At 70.1% G+C, this 17,277-nt stretch carries 14 protein-coding genes; 6 read left to right on the top strand and 8 right to left on the bottom strand.

All coding sequences use genetic code 11. The features are described from left to right. The first annotated feature begins 17 nt into the window (after positions 1–17). Both BDK92_RS24710 and BDK92_RS24705 read left to right on the top strand, forming a co-directional pair. Complete coding sequence (locus BDK92_RS24710; RefSeq protein WP_121158852.1) at positions 18–431, top strand: PLD nuclease N-terminal domain-containing protein; 414 nt, start codon at positions 18–20, stop codon at positions 429–431. A 133-nt stretch (positions 432–564) separates the two neighbouring features. Then, a complete protein-coding gene (locus BDK92_RS24705; protein WP_121158851.1) occupies positions 565–2,151 on the top strand; it encodes a DUF6020 family protein in 1,587 nt (528 codons plus the stop codon). Here BDK92_RS24705 and BDK92_RS24700 read toward each other — a convergent pair. Further along, the gene (locus BDK92_RS24700; RefSeq protein WP_121162544.1) at positions 2,134–3,780 is read right to left on the bottom strand and encodes an acetolactate synthase; all 1,647 of its coding nucleotides are present in this window, start codon (positions 3,778–3,780) and stop codon (positions 2,134–2,136) included. The two genes, BDK92_RS24705 and BDK92_RS24700, sit on opposite strands and share 18 nt — an antisense overlap. Positions 3,781–3,896: 116 nt before the next feature. Further along, positions 3,897–4,670: an enoyl-CoA hydratase/isomerase family protein gene (locus BDK92_RS24695; protein ID WP_121158850.1), complete on the bottom strand. Its 774-nt coding sequence runs from the start codon at positions 4,668–4,670 to the stop codon at positions 3,897–3,899. A gap of 91 nt (positions 4,671–4,761) precedes the next feature. On the opposite strand from BDK92_RS24695, the gene BDK92_RS24690 reads away from it, so the two are divergent. Further along, on the top strand, positions 4,762–5,235 hold the full coding sequence (locus BDK92_RS24690) for a DUF6232 family protein (protein ID WP_121158849.1): 474 nt from the start codon (positions 4,762–4,764) through the stop codon (positions 5,233–5,235). Positions 5,236–5,325: 90 nt separating this feature from the next. Here the strand turns inward: BDK92_RS24690 and BDK92_RS24685 are convergent, their stop codons facing one another. After that, positions 5,326–8,361, bottom strand: a complete 3,036-nt coding sequence (locus tag BDK92_RS24685) for a S8 family serine peptidase (RefSeq protein ID WP_246017231.1) — start codon at positions 8,359–8,361, stop codon at positions 5,326–5,328. Between the two features lie 288 nt (positions 8,362–8,649). Between BDK92_RS24685 and BDK92_RS24680 the strand changes: the two genes are divergently transcribed. Then, a complete protein-coding gene (locus BDK92_RS24680) occupies positions 8,650–9,138 on the top strand; it encodes a DUF6232 family protein (protein ID WP_211349361.1) in 489 nt (162 codons plus the stop codon). Between the two features lie 47 nt (positions 9,139–9,185). Here the strand turns inward: BDK92_RS24680 and BDK92_RS24675 are convergent, their stop codons facing one another. Next, positions 9,186–10,901, bottom strand: a complete 1,716-nt coding sequence (locus BDK92_RS24675) for an alpha-keto acid decarboxylase family protein (RefSeq protein ID WP_121158847.1) — start codon at positions 10,899–10,901, stop codon at positions 9,186–9,188. A gap of 229 nt (positions 10,902–11,130) precedes the next feature. Between BDK92_RS24675 and BDK92_RS24670 the strand changes: the two genes are divergently transcribed. After that, positions 11,131–11,832 carry a methyl-accepting chemotaxis protein gene (locus BDK92_RS24670; protein WP_121158846.1) on the top strand — a complete coding sequence of 234 codons (702 nt, stop codon included), beginning with the start codon at positions 11,131–11,133 and terminating at the stop codon, positions 11,830–11,832. On the opposite strand, the gene BDK92_RS24665 is transcribed toward BDK92_RS24670, so the two are convergent. Next, positions 11,833–12,243 carry a YccF domain-containing protein gene (locus tag BDK92_RS24665; protein ID WP_121158845.1) on the bottom strand — a complete coding sequence of 137 codons (411 nt, stop codon included), beginning with the start codon at positions 12,241–12,243 and terminating at the stop codon, positions 11,833–11,835. A 36-nt stretch (positions 12,244–12,279) separates the two neighbouring features. Beyond that, positions 12,280–13,191: a ribokinase gene (locus BDK92_RS24660; protein WP_121158844.1), complete on the bottom strand. Its 912-nt coding sequence runs from the start codon at positions 13,189–13,191 to the stop codon at positions 12,280–12,282. Between the two features lie 77 nt (positions 13,192–13,268). Here BDK92_RS24660 and BDK92_RS24655 point away from each other — a divergent pair, with 77 nt between their 5' ends. After that, positions 13,269–14,249: an LLM class flavin-dependent oxidoreductase gene (locus BDK92_RS24655; RefSeq protein WP_121158843.1), complete on the top strand. Its 981-nt coding sequence runs from the start codon at positions 13,269–13,271 to the stop codon at positions 14,247–14,249. Positions 14,250–14,393: 144 nt separating this feature from the next. On the opposite strand, the gene BDK92_RS24650 is transcribed toward BDK92_RS24655, so the two are convergent. Together BDK92_RS24650 and BDK92_RS24645 are read right to left on the bottom strand one after the other, a co-directional pair. Further along, positions 14,394–15,119, bottom strand: coding sequence for an SDR family NAD(P)-dependent oxidoreductase (locus tag BDK92_RS24650; RefSeq protein WP_246017230.1), 726 nt, complete (start codon positions 15,117–15,119; stop codon positions 14,394–14,396). Positions 15,120–15,567: 448 nt separating this feature from the next. After that, on the bottom strand, positions 15,568–17,199 hold the full coding sequence (locus BDK92_RS24645; protein ID WP_121158841.1) for a cellulase family glycosylhydrolase: 1,632 nt from the start codon (positions 17,197–17,199) through the stop codon (positions 15,568–15,570). Positions 17,200–17,277: the final 78 nt, after the last annotated feature.

Raw genomic sequence — 17,277 nt, 5'->3', positions numbered from 1 at the left:
TGGGTCATCATTGCCACATGGCCCGCCTGATGGTGTTCGTCTTTATCGCGCAGATCATCCTCGCCGCTTGCGCATTGATCAGCTGCCTCTCCGCGGACGCGAGCGACATCCGCGCACTTCCCCGGTTCGCCTGGGTGCTGCTCATCCTCTTCTTCCCGCTGCTCGGCTCGATCGCCTGGTTCTTCGCCGGCCGCCCGGCCACCGCCACCACCGGCGCACCCGGTGCGGGCCCGGTACGCGGACCGGACCGACGCCGGCCGGTCGCCCCGGACGACAACCCCGAATTCCTCAACTCGCTCGCCGCCGAGCAGGCGAAGAAGGACCGGGAGCTCTTCGAACGCTGGGAGGAGGACCTGCGCCGCCGGGAGGGCGAGATTCGCGGCCGCGAGACCGGCGACCCGCCGGTGGAAGAGAAGCGACCCGAGGCGTAACCGCGACGGTTCCGGATCGACCGCTCCGATTCCGGCGCGCGGGCCGCCGCCCGTACCATGGCGGCTGGCCCACGCCCGGCACCCGCCGGACCGGGCTCGCATGCCCGCGCGGAACCCTCGAGAGACGGCGGAGATGGACGACGACGCACCGGTCGAAACCGGCCCCGGCTCCCCCGCCGAACCGTCCGTCACCGGCTGGCGGAGGCTGGCCCGCCCGACCCGGCTCCCGGTGCTGGCGCTGGTCACGTACGCGGTCACCCAGCTTGTCCTGCTCTTCTGGTGGGTCGCCTTCTATCCGGGCCTGTTCAGCCCCGACTCGCTCAACTACATGTGGCAGTCGACCACCGGGAACTGGAACACCCACCACCCGGTGACGTACACCGCACTGGTGTGGTTGTCGCTCCAGCTCACCAACGGGGTCGGCGCGCTCACCCTGCTCCAGACGGTGGCGCTCGCCGCCGGTCTGGCCTACGCGGTGACCGGACTGCGCCGGCTCGGCGGCCCCGGCTGGCTCTGGACGGCCGCCGCCGCCATCCTGGTCGCCCTTCCGCCGGTCGGCTCGTTCACGCTGGCCGTCTGGAAGGACGTCCCGTTCGTCATCTGTCACGTCTTCCTGTTCGGTACGGTCGCGCGCCTGGTCGCGCTCCGACGCCGGACCGCCGGGCCGGATCGGCCGGCGCTGCCCCGGGGCCTGTTCGTCGCCCTGATGGTGGAACTGACCCTGCTCTGCCTGTTCCGGCAGAACGGGTTCATCGTGACCGCGGTCCTGATCGTGATCTGCGTACTGGTGCTCCGGGGGATGGCCCTGCGGATGATCGTCGCCGGGGTCACCGCCGTCACCGTCGCGCTGCTGACCAACTGGCTGCTGCTGCCGGCGCTCGGCGTACGCAACACCGGCTCGCTGGTCGCGTTGGAGACCCTCTTCGGTGACATCGCGGTCGGCTACGCCGACGACCCGGCCGCTTTCCCCGCCGCCGACACGGCGGTGATGGCCCAGGTCGCCCCGCTGTCACACTGGCGGACGTCGGCCGACTGCTACTCGGTCGACCCGACCGTCTGGCACCCCGACTTCAACCGCACGATCGCCGCCGAACACAAGTCGGAACTGGTGTCGATCTGGGTACGGCTCGTACAGCGGTCGCCCGGCACGGTGCTCGGTGCCCGGTTCTGCCGCAGCTCGATCGCCTGGCAGCCCGCGTCGACCGGAAACGTCGCCCGCAACCCGAACCCGTGGTCGGTGCGCACCTACGTCCAACGCGACCCCCTGTTCCAGGCCAGCCCGGCCCGGCACGCCGCGTACTCCGCGCCGCTGAGTCAGCGTGCCGGCGACCTCGCGGTCCAGCTCAACGCCCGTACCGTCACCCCGGAGTGGCTCTGGTGGCGGGGGGCGAGCTGGGCGTACCTCGCGTACCTGGTGGTCGGTCTGGTGGCCTGGCGTCGCCGGGACCGGACCGTGCTCGCCCTGGCCGGGCTCACCGCCGGCAACCAGCTCTCGGTGCTGGCGATCAACAACATGCAGGGGGCGCGCTACATGTTCGTCCCGTACGTCCTGGGGGTCGTCCTGCTGCCGTTGCTGCTGACCGCCCGCCGTCCGGCCACCCCGGCTCCGGCCACCCCGGCTCCGGCCGACGCCGGTGACACCACAGTGGAGAGCACGACGCCGGACCACCCGACCGGATCGGGCAGCCCGGCGTCGACGGGATCAGGCCAGGTTGGATGAGCGCGGGTACGCGTCCGTCGGGTCGGTCAGCACGTTGACCAGGTACGGCACCCCGGAGTCGAAGGCCCGCTTGAGCGCCGGACGCAGGTCGCCGGCCTTGGCCACGGTCTCGCCCGCACCACCGAGCGCGGTCGCCACGTCGTCGTAGCGCAGTTCGGGCTGGAGGTCGGCGGCGACGTCGTAGCCGTACATGGCGTTCATCGGGTGCTTCTCCAGGCCCCAGATGCCGTTGTTGCCGACCACGATCACCACCGGCAGCTTCTGCCGGGCGAGCGACTCGACGTCCATCAGCGAGAAGCCGGCCGCCCCGTCGCCCATCAGCACGCAGACCTGACGGTCCGGGTAGGTGACCCTGGCCCCCATCGCGTAACCCATGCCGGTGCCGAGGCAGCCGTACGGGCCGGGGTCGAGCCAGGTGCCGGGGATCGACGGCTCCAGGTAACGGCCGGCGTACGAGACGAAGTCACCGCCGTCGCCGATGGTGACGGCGTCCGGGTCGAGCACCCGGCGCAGTTCGCCGTAGACCCTGGCTGGCCGGATCGGGTCGGACTCGGCCGCCATCTCGTCCGCGTCGCGCTTGCGTGAGGCGCTCTCGACCGAACGCAGGTCGGCGATCCAGCCGGCGTGGTCCTCCCGGTCGCCCTGGTGGTCGGCGAGCTGGGAGAGGATCAGGCGCAGGTCGCCGACGGGGTTGGCGGCCGGCTGGACGTGGGTGGGCCGCTGGGTGGGAGCGTCCACGATGTGCACCACCTGGGCGTCGCCGAAGTCGCCGAAACCCAGCCGGAAGTCGAGCGGGGTGCCGACCACCGCGACCACGTCCGCGCTGTTGAGCGCGGTACGCCGGGCCTTGGCGAAGGCGAGCGGGTGCTCGGGCGGGAGTGAACCCCGCCCCATGCCGTTGGTGAAGACCGGCACCTGGAGTGCCTCGGCGGCCTCGCGCAGCGCGGCGGTGGCGTCACCGGCGTAGACGTCGGAACCGGCGATGATCACCGGCCGTTGGGCTCCGGCGAGCAACCGCGCGGCCCGGGTCACCTCGTCCGGGTCGGGTTCGAGCGGGGCGATCGGGGCCGCGCTCGGTGCGGTCGCCTCTCCGGAGGAGAAGACCACCTCCAACGGCAGGTCGAGGAAGGCCGGGCCGCGGTGCGGGCTGAGCGCGGCGGTCAGCGCGGTCTCGATCGCCGAGGGGATCTCGTCGGTGCTGGTCACCGTGGCGGCGTACTTGGTCACCGGGGCGACCAGGGGCAGGTGGTCGATCTCCTGGAGGCTGCCCGAGCCCCAGCGGAACGCGGGTGCCCTGCCGCCGATCACCAGCACCGGGGAGCCGTTGAAGTGGGCGCTGGTCAGTCCGGAGATGCCGTTGGTGACACCCGGCCCGGCGGTGAGTACGGCGAGCCCGGGGCGCCGCCGCAGTTTCGCCACCGCCTCGGCGGCGAAGACCGCCGACTGTTCGTGCCGTACGTCGACGATGCGCATCGGTGGCCGACCGGCGGAGTCGACCTCGCTGCGGTGGGCGGCGTCGTAGAGCGGAAAGACGTGGCCACCGGAGAGGGTGAACATCTCGGTGATGCCGTACGCCCGCAGCGCCGCCACCGCCAAGTCGCCGCCGTGACCTTCGATCCGCTCCGTCATCGCCACTCCCTCTGCCTCCTGGTGGGTGCCCAGGTTATCGGCCCACCCGGAAAAGATGAAAGAGACTCGCCTATTTCCGGAGGCGTACCAGCCGCCCGTCCCACCCGTCGCAGGCGTCAGCGCCCGGTGAATTCCGGCTTACGCTTCGCCACGAACGCGGCCATGCCCTCCCGCCGGTCGTCGGTGGCGAAGAGCGCCGCGAAGAGCTGGCTCTCCCAGGCCAGGCCGGAATTCAGGTCCATCTCCAGTCCACCGTCGACCGCCAGCTTCGCCGCCCGCAACGCCTGCGCCGGACCGGCGAGGTACGGCCGCACCATGGCGACCGCCTCGGCGTACACCTGGTCGGCCGGGACCACCCGGTCGACGAGCCCGATCCGCAGCGCCTCCTGCGCGTCGACCATCCGACCAGACATGATCAGATCCTTGGCCCGCGCCGGCCCGACCAGCCGGGCCAGCCGCTGGGTGCCACCCGCCCCCGGGATGATGCCGAGCTTGATCTCCGGCTGACCGAGCTTCGCGTCCTCGGCGGCGACCCGCCAGTCACAGGCGAGCGCCAGTTCGCAACCGCCGCCGAGGGCGTACCCGGTGATCGCCGCGACCACCGGCTTGGGAATCCGGGCGAGGGCACCGAGGGCGGCGGAGAGTTCGACCGCGCGCGCGGCCATGTCGACGTACGACATGTCGGCCATCTCTTTGATGTCCGCGCCAGCGGCAAAGACCTTCTCGCCGCCGTAGACTATGACCGCACGGACGTCGGAGTCCGTCGTGGCGGCCGTGGCCGCGGCCCGCAACTCCTCCTGCACCTGGGTGTTCAACGCGTTCATCGGCGGCCGTTCCAGCCGGATGGTGCCGATACCGTCGCTGATCTCCAGCCGGACGAAGTCGCCCACACTCCACCTCCACATCGAAGTTCGCGTACCCACCCTACGGCGCTGCTCGTTGGGTATGTTGGCTGGTGCCACCGTGACCAGGACGTGAAGAATGATCACCTATTACGACGACCGATCCGTACGGGTCACCTCCGAGGCGATCCGGGTCGCCGACCGCGCCTACCCGTTGATGGAACTGGCCGAGATCTGGCACCAGCGGGGCACCCGCTCCTGGCGGGTACTGGCCAACCGGGGCGCGCTCGGGATCGGACTGATCGGACCGGTGGTCGCCGCCCTGATCGGCATCGCCCTCGCCGTCCGCTTCCACTCCTCGATCACCGTGACGCTCGCCATCATCGGCGTCTCGTGCCTGGTCGGCTTCGCTGTCGGCCCGGTCGCCGACCTGCTGCTCGAATTCCTGGACCGCTCGTACACCCGGGGCTCGCACCGGCTGGAGATCTGGGTCCGTTGGCACGGCGAGCCCGTCCGGCTGCTCCAGACCACCGACGCCCTCCGGTTCGGACAGATCTACCGGGCGTTGCAACGGGCCGTGGAACAACGCCAGGGTATGCCCCGCCCCCGCTGACCCCGCCGCCAGCTCCGGAAAGCGTCGTCGGTGTGGCGGGGCCGGTCGGCCCCGCCACACCGACTAGGTGTGCGACAACTGCGACGAGAGCTAACTGACGCTGGCCAGGTGCCCGGGGACCACCTGTCCGTCGACCGTGTACTCCGTGTACGCCCAGTTGTCACCCTTGAGCGGCAGGATCGGCTTGAGGGCGAACATCGAGTTCTCCCCCCGCTTCACCTTGGCTGGCAGGTCCAGCGTCGCGGGGACGTACTTGCCGTTGCGGGCGATCACGGCGTGGCCGATCTGGTAGTCGATCACCTGGGTCTGCTCACCGAACTGGCGGGCGAAGACGTACGCGGTGTACTGGCCGGGCTCCGGCATGAACAGGACCGCCTGCTCGCCGCTGATCCACAGGAGGGTTGACTTCCGGACCAGCTGCTTGCCCTTGTAGAGCCAGAGGTCCAGGTCGGTGTCCTGATCCTCGGTGTGCAGCTGCACCACCAGCCCGGCCGTGTTGGCCGGCACGGTGAAGGTGTGTGCCCCCACCCCGGCGGCCTGCGGGTCGAAGACCCCACCGTTGACGCCGGTCGGCATCGAGTACGAATCCCACAGGAGCGGGGTGTAGCCGGTCGAACGGCCCGTGATCGGCCCGGTGAAGCCCGGCTCCACGTTGGTGCCGTTGCCGTTGATCAGCCGGCCGAACTCCAGTCCCGCGTCGTCGTACGGGCGTGGGGTGAAGCCCCACGGCCGGACGGCGACCGGGATCCGTACGTTGTGCGCCTTGCTCTGCCAGGTGATCGCCCCGGTCGCGTAGCGGTCCCACGCCGCGGTGCCGCGACGCAGCTTGATGGTCGCCGTGACGGTCTCGCCCGGCTCCACCGCCACGGTCTTCGGCGTCACGGTGACCTCCATGCCCTCCAGGCCGGTCACCGAGACCTTGTAGATCTCCCGCTTGTCGCCGACGTTGGTCAGCTTGCGGGTCACCGTCACCGGCTTGAGCCCGTCGTACTCACGGACGGCGACCGCCGGCAGGTTGAGATCCCGGCCGTCCGGCTCCGTCGCCTCACTGAACGCGACCAGGTCAGCCGCGGCCGGCTCGATCACCAGGCCGGGGTCGTCGGCCTTGGCGGCGTCGACGATGCCGCTGCCCTGCTCCATCGGGCTGGTGGTGCCCTGGGTGTCGGTCGCGGTGGTACGCAGCGCGGACGCTACCGCGCCGGGTGACCAGGTGGGGTGCTTCGCCCGCAGGACCGCCGCGGTGCCGGCCACGTACGGGGCGGCCATCGAGGTGCCCGAGTACGCGTCGTAGTTTCGGCCGAGGTTCCCGGCCGGGGAGACCGCGGCGATGATGTCGGTGCCCGGGGCAACCAGGTCCGGCTTCAGCAGCCCTGGGTGGACCTGGTCCGGCCCCTTGGAGGAGAAGTCCGCGACGCTGGGAACACCGACGACGCTGGAGCCGTTGCCACCGGAGGTCAGCACGGCGGAGCCGTCGGTCTGGTGCCGCATCAGGTAGTTGAACAGCTTGCCCGCCTGCTCCGCGGTCGGCAGGTAGAGCACCGGGAAGTCATAGATGGAGCTGACCCGGAAGTTGCCCGCCGGGTCGAAGAGCACCACGCCTGCGCCGCCCTTCGCCTTCACCTCCGTCACCTGATCGAACGCCTTGTCCAACGCACAGGCCACGACCTTGTCCTTGACCTTCGCCGGATCCAACGTGTCCGGGCTGCAGTACTGCGCGCCCTGACCGGCCTGGTCGCCGAAGACCAACGACTTGGGCTTGCCGCCGGGGAGCACGTCCATCGAGGCGCCGGTCAGTTTCGTGCCGTCGCCCAGTTTGATCGTGCCCTCGTTGACGTTCGTCAGCGCCGCGCCGACCGTGGTCACCCACGGCGCCGCGTTGCTGATCATCCCGCTCCAGCCGTCGTTGCCGGCCGACGCCGAGACGAAGATCCCGGCCAGTACGGCGTTGAGGAACGCCGCGGCGATCGCGGTGTTCGGCGCACTGTCCCCCTGCGCCGGGCCGATCGAGTAGTTGAGCACCTGAACGCCGTCGGCTACCGCCGCGTCGATGCCCGCGATGATGTCCGCGTCCGCCCCGGAGCCGCCCCAGAGCACCTTGTACACGGCGACCTGCGCGTCCGGTGCGACCCCGGAGACCGAACCGAAGTTTCGACCGTCAATGCTGACGTTGTCCACCGGCAGGCCGGCGGCGGTCGAGGCGGTGTGCGTACCGTGCCCCTCCATGTCGCGGGGCGAAAGCAGCTCACCCGGCGGAAGCCCGCCGGTGGCGGCGAGGTAGCCGTCGGCGAAGTAGCGGGCGCCAACGATCTTGCCGTTGCAGTGTTCGGATGCCCACCCGACACCGGTCTGGCAGGTGCCGTGCCAGCCGGCCGGTACCGCCATCTGCTGTGCGAACGACGCGCTCTCCGGCCAGATTCCGGTGTCCAGCACGCCGATCACCATGCCGGCGCCGGCGTCGCTGCCCGAGGTGGACGCGCCCTCGCGCGTGCCCGCCTGCGGCGTCCCCGCGCTCTTCGAAGCGTCGTCGGGTGTCGCCGTCGGGCCGGTCGGGGCCGCAGCGGGTGTCGCCGCGGCCGCAGTGGTCGTCGCGGTGGCGCCGCCCAGATCGGTGTGGATCAGCTTGGACTCGGTGACCGCACGTACCCGCTTGTCCTGCTTCAGCGTGTTCACCTGGGCCGGGGTGAGCTTCGCCGAAAACCCGTTGAACGCGGTGGTGTAGGTCTGCTCCGCCGTCACCCCGGCGGCAGCCGTCACCGCGCCACGCTGCGCGTCGAGGTGCTTGCGGTACGCCTGCGCCGCCGTCGACACCGGCGCCAGCCGCTGTCCCTGTTCGGGACGGGTCCGGGCGAGTCCGGCCGTCCCACCTGTGTAGGTCGTCACCGGCTCTTCGGCCAACTCGACGATGTACCGGCCACTGGCGGCCGACACGCGTTCCTTGCTGCCCGCTGTCCGGGCATTGCCATCAGTCAGGATCGGCCGATCGCCGTTCCCGCTCAGCCCAAGGCCGTTGCCGCTGGTCACGGCTCCGTCTGGCGGCGCCGCCGACGCCGTACCCGCGAATCCGACTGTTCCACCGGTCGCCAGGACGAGGACCAGCAGGGGTACGGCCAGTCTTCGACGTCGCATTCTCGCTGTGCTTGTAGCCACAAGGCTCCTTCCAACGCTTCCACCGGAAGCGCTCCCAGACATCTCGAGCCCTCTCCTTCCGGAGGTACGGGAAGGCGGGCGGTGAGATCTAACCCCAGGTCAGTTAATCGGCCATGTGCACCTTGTTACGGTAATGATCTTGGTCTCTGGTCATCACCGCAGGTCCCGGCGATCAGGGGCGCTCGGATACCCCGGTTCGCGTGCTCGATCGAGTGACGCGGCTGTCCCGGCGGGCGCCTGCTCTGTTGACAGGCAGGCTTTGCTGGAATGGTGACGGTCTATTACCAGGACGACACGGTACGGGTCACCTCCGATTCCGTGCACGCGGGAGGTCAGCGGGTGCCGGTCGCCGAGCTGACGTACGTCTGGCACGTGCGCGGGCGTGGTTCGGCGCGTTCCCGTTCCCGGTTGGTCGGACGCGGGGTGCTGATCTTCCTACTCTCGATCCCGCCCCTGGTCGCGGTGGTCTGCGTGCTCTCCCTCGCCTACGCGGCGCAGGATCGCGGGGACTGGCGGCTCGCCGCGACCATTCTCGGGGTCTGTCTCGTCGGCGCGCTGGCCCTGATCCCGTTCCTGGAGCTTCCGCTGAGCTGGCTCGACCGTTCCTACGACCGGGGCTCCGGCGTGTACGAACTGTGGGTGCAGCGTGCGGGGCAGGAACTGATGCTGCTCCAGATCGCCGACGCCATGCGGTTCGGCCAGATCTACCGAGCGGTGCAACGCGCCGTCGAGCAACACGGCGGCGACGGGCGCTGAACCGGGGTGCCCCGGGACGACCGTCCGGTCGCCGGGCACCGCCCGGATCAGCTCGACGTCTGCTGCGGCAGTCCGCCCCAGGGCAGCCGGGGAGGTTCCGAGGCGACCTGGCTCTGGTAGTCGAGGGCGGTTGTCTCCCGGCCCCAGACGGGCATGCCGATCGGCATGTCCTCCATGCCGAGCTTCACCTCGATGATCGTCAACCGTTCCGGTTTGCCCGAGAGCCCCTCGAAGACCCGGGCCAGTTCCCCTTCGGTGGCGACCACGTACGAGTCGATCGACGCCTTGCGGGCGAAGACCGCCGGCAGTTCGGCGTACCGCCAGTCGTCGATGTTGTTGTACGGCTGGTGCCGGCCGTCGACCGCCCGTTCCACCGTGTAGCCACCGTTGTTGAGGACCATGATGATCGGGCGTTGGCCGGTGGCGAGCATCCGGCTGATCTCCTGCGCGGTGAGCTGGAGTGATCCGTCGCCGGTGATGAGGACGACCCGGCGGTCGGCGTTCGCCACGCCCGCGCCGAACGCGGCCGGTGTGGCGTACCCGATCGAGCCCCAGAGTGGTGCGATCAGCACGTCCGTGCCGGGCTGGAGATGGAAGTTCGTCACGCCGAACGACGGCGTACCGGTCTCCGGCACGAGTACGTCACCCGGGCGCAGGATGGCTCCCACCGCGGGCCAGAGTCGCGCCTGCCGGAGCGGTTCGGTGCTGGTCGGGTCGAGCGGGGCGGGCGGCGGCACGATGGTGACGTCCCAGGGGGCCTCGCGTACCGGCGCGATCTCGTAGAGCGCGCGCAGTGCCGCCGCCGGGGGTACGGACGGGAACACGGTGTCCCCGACGGTGGCGGAGGTGTTGTTGAGCCCGATGATCAGGGACAGGTCCAGATCGGCAGTGAACAGGCCGTCCCAGTCGAAGAACTTGGTGCCGACGCAGATCAGGGCGTCCGCCCCTTCGATCGCCGTACGAGCCGGTTCGAGACTGTCGCCGCCGTTGTAGATGCCGACAAAATGCGGGCTCGACTCGTCCATGAAGCCTCGGCCCATGCTCTGTGTCGCCACCGGCCAGTTCCGGTCGACCAGCAGGGAGTTCACGAGGTCGTGCAGGTCGTACCGGATCGCCAGGTTGCCCACCAGCAGCGCCGGGCGGGTGGCCTTGGCGAGCAGCCGTCGGGCGATGCCGATGAACGCGTCGAGCTGGGTCTGGTCGACCAGCGGCTCGGGCCGTACCAGCGGTGAGCTGGGGGGTGTCACCTGCTGTCGGGCGACGTCGCCGGGCAGACGTATGTAGACCGGTCGCTGGGCGAGCCAACCCTCGCGCAGCACCCGGTCGATCTCGGTGCCGGCGTTGTCGGCGGTGAGGCTGGTCTGGGCCACGGTCACCTCCCGACCGACCCGGATCCACCTGTCGAAATCACCGTCGCCGATCGAGTGGTGCATCGCCGTGTGCTGCTCCATGACCTTGACGGTGGGCCCGCCGACGATCGACACGATCGGCACCGACTCCGCCATCGCCCCGGCCAGGCCGTTGACGGCGGAGAGTTCGCCGGGGCCGAAGGTGGTGACGATCGCCGCGATGCCGACCAGCCGGGCGTAGCCGTCGGCGCTGTACGACGCGTTCAGCTCGTTACAGCTACCCACCCACTCGATGCCGGGAAACGCCTCGATCTGGTCGAGGAACTCCATGTTGTAGTCGCCGGGCAGACCGAAGATGTGCCGTATGCCGAGGTCGTGGAGCCGGCTGAGCAGCAGCTCGCCCACGGTGGTCATGGTCGGTTCGTCCCGCTCATCGTGCCGCTCCCGTCACCAGGCCGTCCCGCCAGGGGGAAGTACCGACATTCCGCCCGCAGCCGTCAGCTCATTCTCCGGTGTCCGGCGACGCCCGGTCCGCAAATCGGCGAACCTCGACCGGCCGGAAGGAGCGACAACGACCCGGACGGGCCAGCGTCGATGATCACCGGTCGGGCGTCGTCGTCGCGCGCGACGCACAATTGCGGGCATGCCGCTCCCCCTCCCCCGCCCCTGGGCCCTGCTCGATCTCACCCGTAGCGCCGTCGGTCAGGCCGCCGGCACCGCGGCCAGCCTGGCCGGCCTGCCGACCCGCGCCTTCGAGCTGCTGGACGCGACCGAGACCCTGGTACGCCGGATCACCGCCGTGCTGGACCGGGTGGAGACCGCACTCGAACGCATGGAGTCCACACTGGACCGTACGGAGCAGATGGTCGACGCGGCCGAGAAGACGATCGAACAGGTCCAGTCCGTCACCGCCCGGGTGACCGCCCCGATCGACGAGGCAACCCGGCTCACCTCGGCCGCCGGGCAGGTGGTCGCCGACGCGAAACGGGTCGCGGAGCGAGCCGCCGCCACCATGGCCCGCGCCGAGGGAACCATGACCACAGTGGACGAGCTGCTCACCGCGTACGCGGAAACGCTGCGCAAGGGTGCGCCGATGGCGAACCGGTTCGTCGAACAGCTCACCCCGGAGGAGGTCGACGCGGCGATCCGGCTGGTTGACGAGCTGCCCCGGTTGACCGGACACCTGACCTCGGACGTACTGCCGATCCTGGCCACCCTGGACCGGGTCGGACCGGACATCCACGACCTGCTCAACGTGACCCGCGACCTCAAGCTCGCCATCGCCGGCATCCCGGGCCTGCAGATGCTGCGCCGCCGGGGCGAGGGTCGGGTGGTCGAGGAGTGACTAGCCGGCGGAGGGCACCGGACGACGCAGGTCGTCGATCTCGACCACCTCGCGCCCGAGCGGCCAGAACGCCGCCGGCACCAGCTTGAAGTTGGCGATCCCGAACGGGATGCCGATGATCGTCACACAGAGCGCGACGCCGGCCACCACGTGCATCAGCGCCAGCCACCAGCCGGCGAGTACGACCCAGAGCACGTTCGCGAGCCCCGATCCGATGCCGGCGCCCGGCTTCGGGGTGAGCGTGCGACCGAAAGGCCAGAGCGAGTAGTAGGCCAACCGCAGCGACGCGACCCCGAACGGGATCGTGACGACGAGGACGAAACAGATCAGCGCCGCGATGCCGTACCCGATCGCGAGCACGATGCCGCTGCCGAAGATGAGCCAGAGCAGATTGAGAATGAACCGCACCATGTCCCCTATCGTGGCCACCGCCGGCAAGCGGTGAGGTCAGTTCCCCGTGGCGTTGGCGGTGGCGTACAGGGCGTCGATCTCCTCGCGGCGGGGCAGCGAGGCGGAGGCACCGACGTGGCGGGCGCAGGCGGCACCGGCGGCGCAGGCCCAGCGCACCGCGTCGACCAGCTCCCGGCCCTCGCCCCAGGCGACCGCGAGCGCGCCGGTGAAGGCGTCACCGGCGCCGGTCGAGTCGACCGCCTCGATCGGGAAGCCCGGGATGTGCACGGCGGTGCCGTCCCGGTCGCCGTACCAGGCGCCGTCGGCGCCGAGGGTCAGAACCGCCCGGGGTACGGCACGCAGCAGCGCCTCCGGTTCGTCCCGACCGGTGCCGCTGACCGCCCGCGCCTCCCCCTCGTTGACCACGAGCAGGTCGACCAGGTCGAGCAGTTCGGTCGGGAGTTCCCGGGCCGGCGCGGCGTTCAGCACCACCCGGGTGCCGGCGGCCCGTGCCGCGCGGGCGGCTTCGAGCACCGTGTCGAGCGGAATCTCCAACTGGGCGACCAGCACGTCCGCCCGGCGTACGGCGGAAAGCTCCGCCTCGGTCAGGACGGTGAACGCGGCGTTCGCGCCCGGTGCGACCACGACCGTGTTCTCCCCCACCGCGTCGACCGTGACGACGGCGACACCGGAGGCGCCGTACACGACGCGCAGTTGACTGGTGTCGACGCCGGAGGCGGCGATCCGGGCCTTGAGTGTCACGCCGAACGAGTCGGAGCCGATCGCGCCGAGGAAGACGCCGGAGGCGCCGGCCCGGGTGGCGGCGATGGCCTGGTTGGCCCCCTTGCCTCCGGGGACCATCACAAAGTCGGTGCCGAGCACGGTCTGACCGGCCGCCGGCAGCACCGGCGTCATGGCGACCAGATCCATGTTGGCGCTGCCCACGACAACGACCCGGGGTCGGCTCATGGGCTCCTCCTGGTGGTTCGACCGAGCCATGATTCTAGAGGCGGCGATCCGAGCGGTTTTCTGGCAGGCTGCCGAGGATGGGAGACACGGCAATCGGGGTCATGTACCGCTGCGACAGCCCGCCGGAGCAGCTTCCGGCGTACGCCCGCCTGGTGGAACGGCTCGGTTACGACGAACTCTGGGTGGTCGAGGACTGCTTCTTCACCGGCGCGGTCTCCGCCGCCGCGATCGCCGCCTCGGTCACCGAGACGTTGAAGATCGGCATCGGCATCCTGCCGGCCGCGTTCCGGAACCCGGCCCTGGCCGCGATGGAGCTGACCAATCTGGAACGGGTCTTCCCCGGCCGGATCCTGCCGGGCTTCGGGCACGGCATGCCCGACTGGGTCCGCCAGGTCGGCGCCGATCATCCGTCACCGCTGGCGGTGCTCGGTGAGACGGTCAGCGCGGTACGCGCCCTGCTGGCCGGCGAGACGGTCACCGTCGACGGCCGGTACGCGAGGCTGGACGGGGTGAAGCTGGCGTTTCCGCCGGCCGAGGCGCCCCTGATCTCGACCGGCGTACGCGGCCCGAAGTCGCTGCGCCTCTCCGGGCAGGTGGCCGACGGCACGATCCTGACCGAGTGCACGAGCGCGCCATCCGTACGTTGGTCCCGGGAGCGGATCGACGAGGGCCGGGCCGACGCCGGGCGTACCGACCCGCACCGGCTGACCCTCTACGCCTGGCTCGACTTCGACGAGAAGCGCGAGTGGGCCCGTCAGGCGATCGCCGGGCGGATCATCGGCGGCCCGAAGCTCCCGCCCGGCGACGACGACCTGGCCGAGGAGATCGCAGCCCTGGTCGCCGCCCACCCGAAAGTGGAGGACCTCGCCCGGGCGCTGCCCGCGAGCTACCTCGACCGCTTCACTGTCGCCGGTACGGCAACGCAGAGCGCGGCGTCGGCGAAGCGGCTGATCGACGCGGGTGCCGATTCGATCGTCTTCGTTCCCCCGGACGACCCACAGTTCGCCGTCACCCAGATCACCCTCGCCGCCGAGGAGCTCCTCCCCCTGCTCCGCTGAGCCGCCGCCCCGATCCCCACCCGCCGCGCCCCGTCACCCGCGTTTGATCATGAAGTTGGCACGCTTTCCCTGCTCGGGAATCCGCGCCAACTTCATGATCAACCCGGTTGGGGATGACCGGCGGGACGCTCGAGCGAGGCGACGTCAGGCGGTGAGGGCGCCGTCGATGGCGATGGCCGCACCGGTGATGAAGGCGGACTCGTCGCCGAGCAGGAACGTGGTGAGTGCGGCGACCTCGTCCGAGGTGCCGGCCCGCCCGGTCGGCTGAACCGACAGGTAGCGCTGCGCGGCCGACGGATCGCGGCTCACCACCCCCTGCCAGAGCGGGGTGTCGATCAGGCCGGTGACCAGGGCGTTTACCCGAACGCCAGAGCCGGCCACGTCGAGTGCCGCCGAGCGGGTGAGGCCGATGACGCCATGCTTCGCCGCGTTGTAGGCGGCCTGCGTGGCGTCGCCCTTGACGCCGGACACGGAGGCGTTGTTGACGACCGCGCCACCACCGCCGGAGGCGATGATCGCCGGCAGCTCGTACTTGAGACCGTAGAAGACGCTCGTCAGGTTGAGGGCGAGCGACTGGTGCCAGTTGTCGCTCCCGGTCTCCCGGACGCTGCCCATCGGTCCGCCGCCGGCGTTGTTGAACGCGCCGTCCAGGCGGCCGAACTCCGACACCGCGGTGTCGACGAGCCGCGCCATCTCCTCCTCGACGGTCACGTCGGTCGGCACGAACAGGGCGTTGCCGCCCGCGTTCCTGATCTCGCCCGCCACCTGCTCGCCCCGGTCCTTGTCCCGGGCACCGATGACGACACGGGCGCCTTCCGCCGCCGCCCGCCGCGCGAACGCCAGGCCCATGCCCTGCGTGCCGCCGGTCACGACCAGCACCTTCGAATCCAAGCGTCCAGACATCTCGCCTCACATCTACTCGACTGGTCGGCCGCGGTGCGGCCGAGCGGAGACCCGTAGGCAGATGCCGGAGATGGCTGGCGACCCGCGCCTCACGCGCCCCGGCAGGGGCTCCGCAGGTCGAAACACTAACCCGTTCTGGAACGATCGACAAAGTAACCTGGCTCACGGCTGAGCTGGGCGCGTCAGGAGCCGGCCAACAAAACGCCCAGATACGGCAAATAATCCTCGAACGAATCGGGAACAGCCTCTCAGGTAGCCCCAAAAGCCCCTTGTTGCCAGGGGCTCGTTCTGCAACGATCGCTCCATAATTTGCTCGGCAGGGAGCCACCCGGCCCAGTACGCCGCCCTCCGACCCGCCCCGCCCCGCGCGATCCCGTGATCGACCAGGATCGCGCGGAGGCGAGTCACCAGCCGCTCAGCCGGTGGGGAAGTCGTCGGCGGTACGGATGCGGTCGCGTACCCAGACACCGGCGGGCTTGAGGACCCCGGTGCCGGCGTACGAGGTGCCGTTGCAGGTGCCGGTGTTGAAGACGGCTCCGGAGCGGAAGTCGTCGGAGAAGTTCCAGTTCACCCAACTGATCTTCTTCGTCGCCATCAGGTCGAGGTACGCCTGCGCCTGGGTGAAGTTGTTGGCCCCGTCACCGGAGGCGGTCTGGGTGCCGAACTCGGTGACGAACATCGGGATCCGGTCGGCGGCCCGCGACAACGCGTTCAGGTACGACGAGCCGTGCGAGGCGGCATAGAAGTGGAAGGTGTACATGATGTTGGTGGCGTTGACCGGGTTATTGATCACCTCGGTCTCGCTGGCACCGTCGGAGAGGCCGAGCGAGGACCAGGCGCGAGTGCCGACCAGCACCACACCGTCCGGGTCCTGTGCACGGATCACCGGGATGATCTGCTCCGCGTACGACTTGATGCTGGACCAGCCGACGCCGTTCGGCTCGTTCGCCACCTCGTACAGGATGTTGGTCTTGTCCTTGTGCCGGCTGGCGATCTCGGTGAAGAAGGTGCGGGCCCGGCTCAGGTTGTCGTTCGGGTCACCGGGGGTGAGCATGTGCCAGTCCACGATGGCGTACATGCCCCGGGCGGTGGCGCGCTCGATGTAGTCGTGCACCCGGTCGGTGAAGCCGCGCGGGTCGGTCTCGTACCCACCCTCCTGGATGTACATCGAAATCCGCAGCACGTCGGCCCGCCAGTCGGTGGCGAGCGCGTCGAGCGAGTTGTTGTTGACGCACTGGGCGTACCACTGGATGCCGTGCGTGCTCATGCCACGCAACTGGATCGGCTGGTCGTACCGGTTGCAGAGCTTGGTGCCGCAGACCCGGAGCTGGCCGTTGATCGCCGCCGGGGTGCTGCCGCCACCACCACCGGGGGCGGTGGTCGCGCTGACCTGGTTGCTGACCGCCGAAAGGTTGCCGGCCGCGTCCCGCGCCCGGACCGTGAAGGTGTACGCGGTGGCGGCGGTCAACCCGCCGACGGTGCCGCTGGTGCCGGTGACCGTGGTCGCGAGCGTCCCACCCCGGTAGATGTTGTAGCCGGTGACGCCGACGTTGTCGGTCGACGCGTTCCAGGCCAGCGAGACGCTGTTCGCGGTGACCGAGGTACTGCGCAGGTTGCCCGGCGTGGTGGGTGCCTGGGTGTCGCCGCCGCCCCCGCCGCCGGTGCAGGACCCGCCGTTGACGGTGCAGTTGGTCGGGGTGCCGGTGCCGGAGACGGTGAAGCCGAAGGTGGTGCTCGCCCCCGCGCCGAGGGTGCCGTTCCAGGACTGGTTGGCGAAGCTGTGGCGGTTACCGGAGCTGGTCCGGACCGCGTCCCAGGAACTGCCGATGGTGGAGCCGCCGGGCAGATCGAACTCGACCCGCCAACTGGTGATCGTGCTGCTCGTGTCGTTGCGGACGGTGAAGAGGGCCTCGTACCCGCTGCCCCAGTCCTGGGTCTTGGCGAAGCTGGCGGTCGCCGCGTACGCGCTCGGCGCCACCAGCACGGCGGACGCTGCGGCCAGCGCGGTGGCGGACACCAGCGTCGCCAGCCGACGAAGTCTGTTCATCCTGCTCCCCTGACGGTTCGGTCGATATGACGACACACGTCGATGAAGGAACAGTAAATTCAGTTAACAGTTGAGTCA

Source organism: Micromonospora pisi (assembly GCF_003633685.1).
GTDB classification, from domain to species: Bacteria; Actinomycetota; Actinomycetes; order Mycobacteriales; family Micromonosporaceae; genus Micromonospora_G; species Micromonospora_G pisi.
This window is presented reverse-complemented; position numbering and strand designations above follow the sequence as displayed.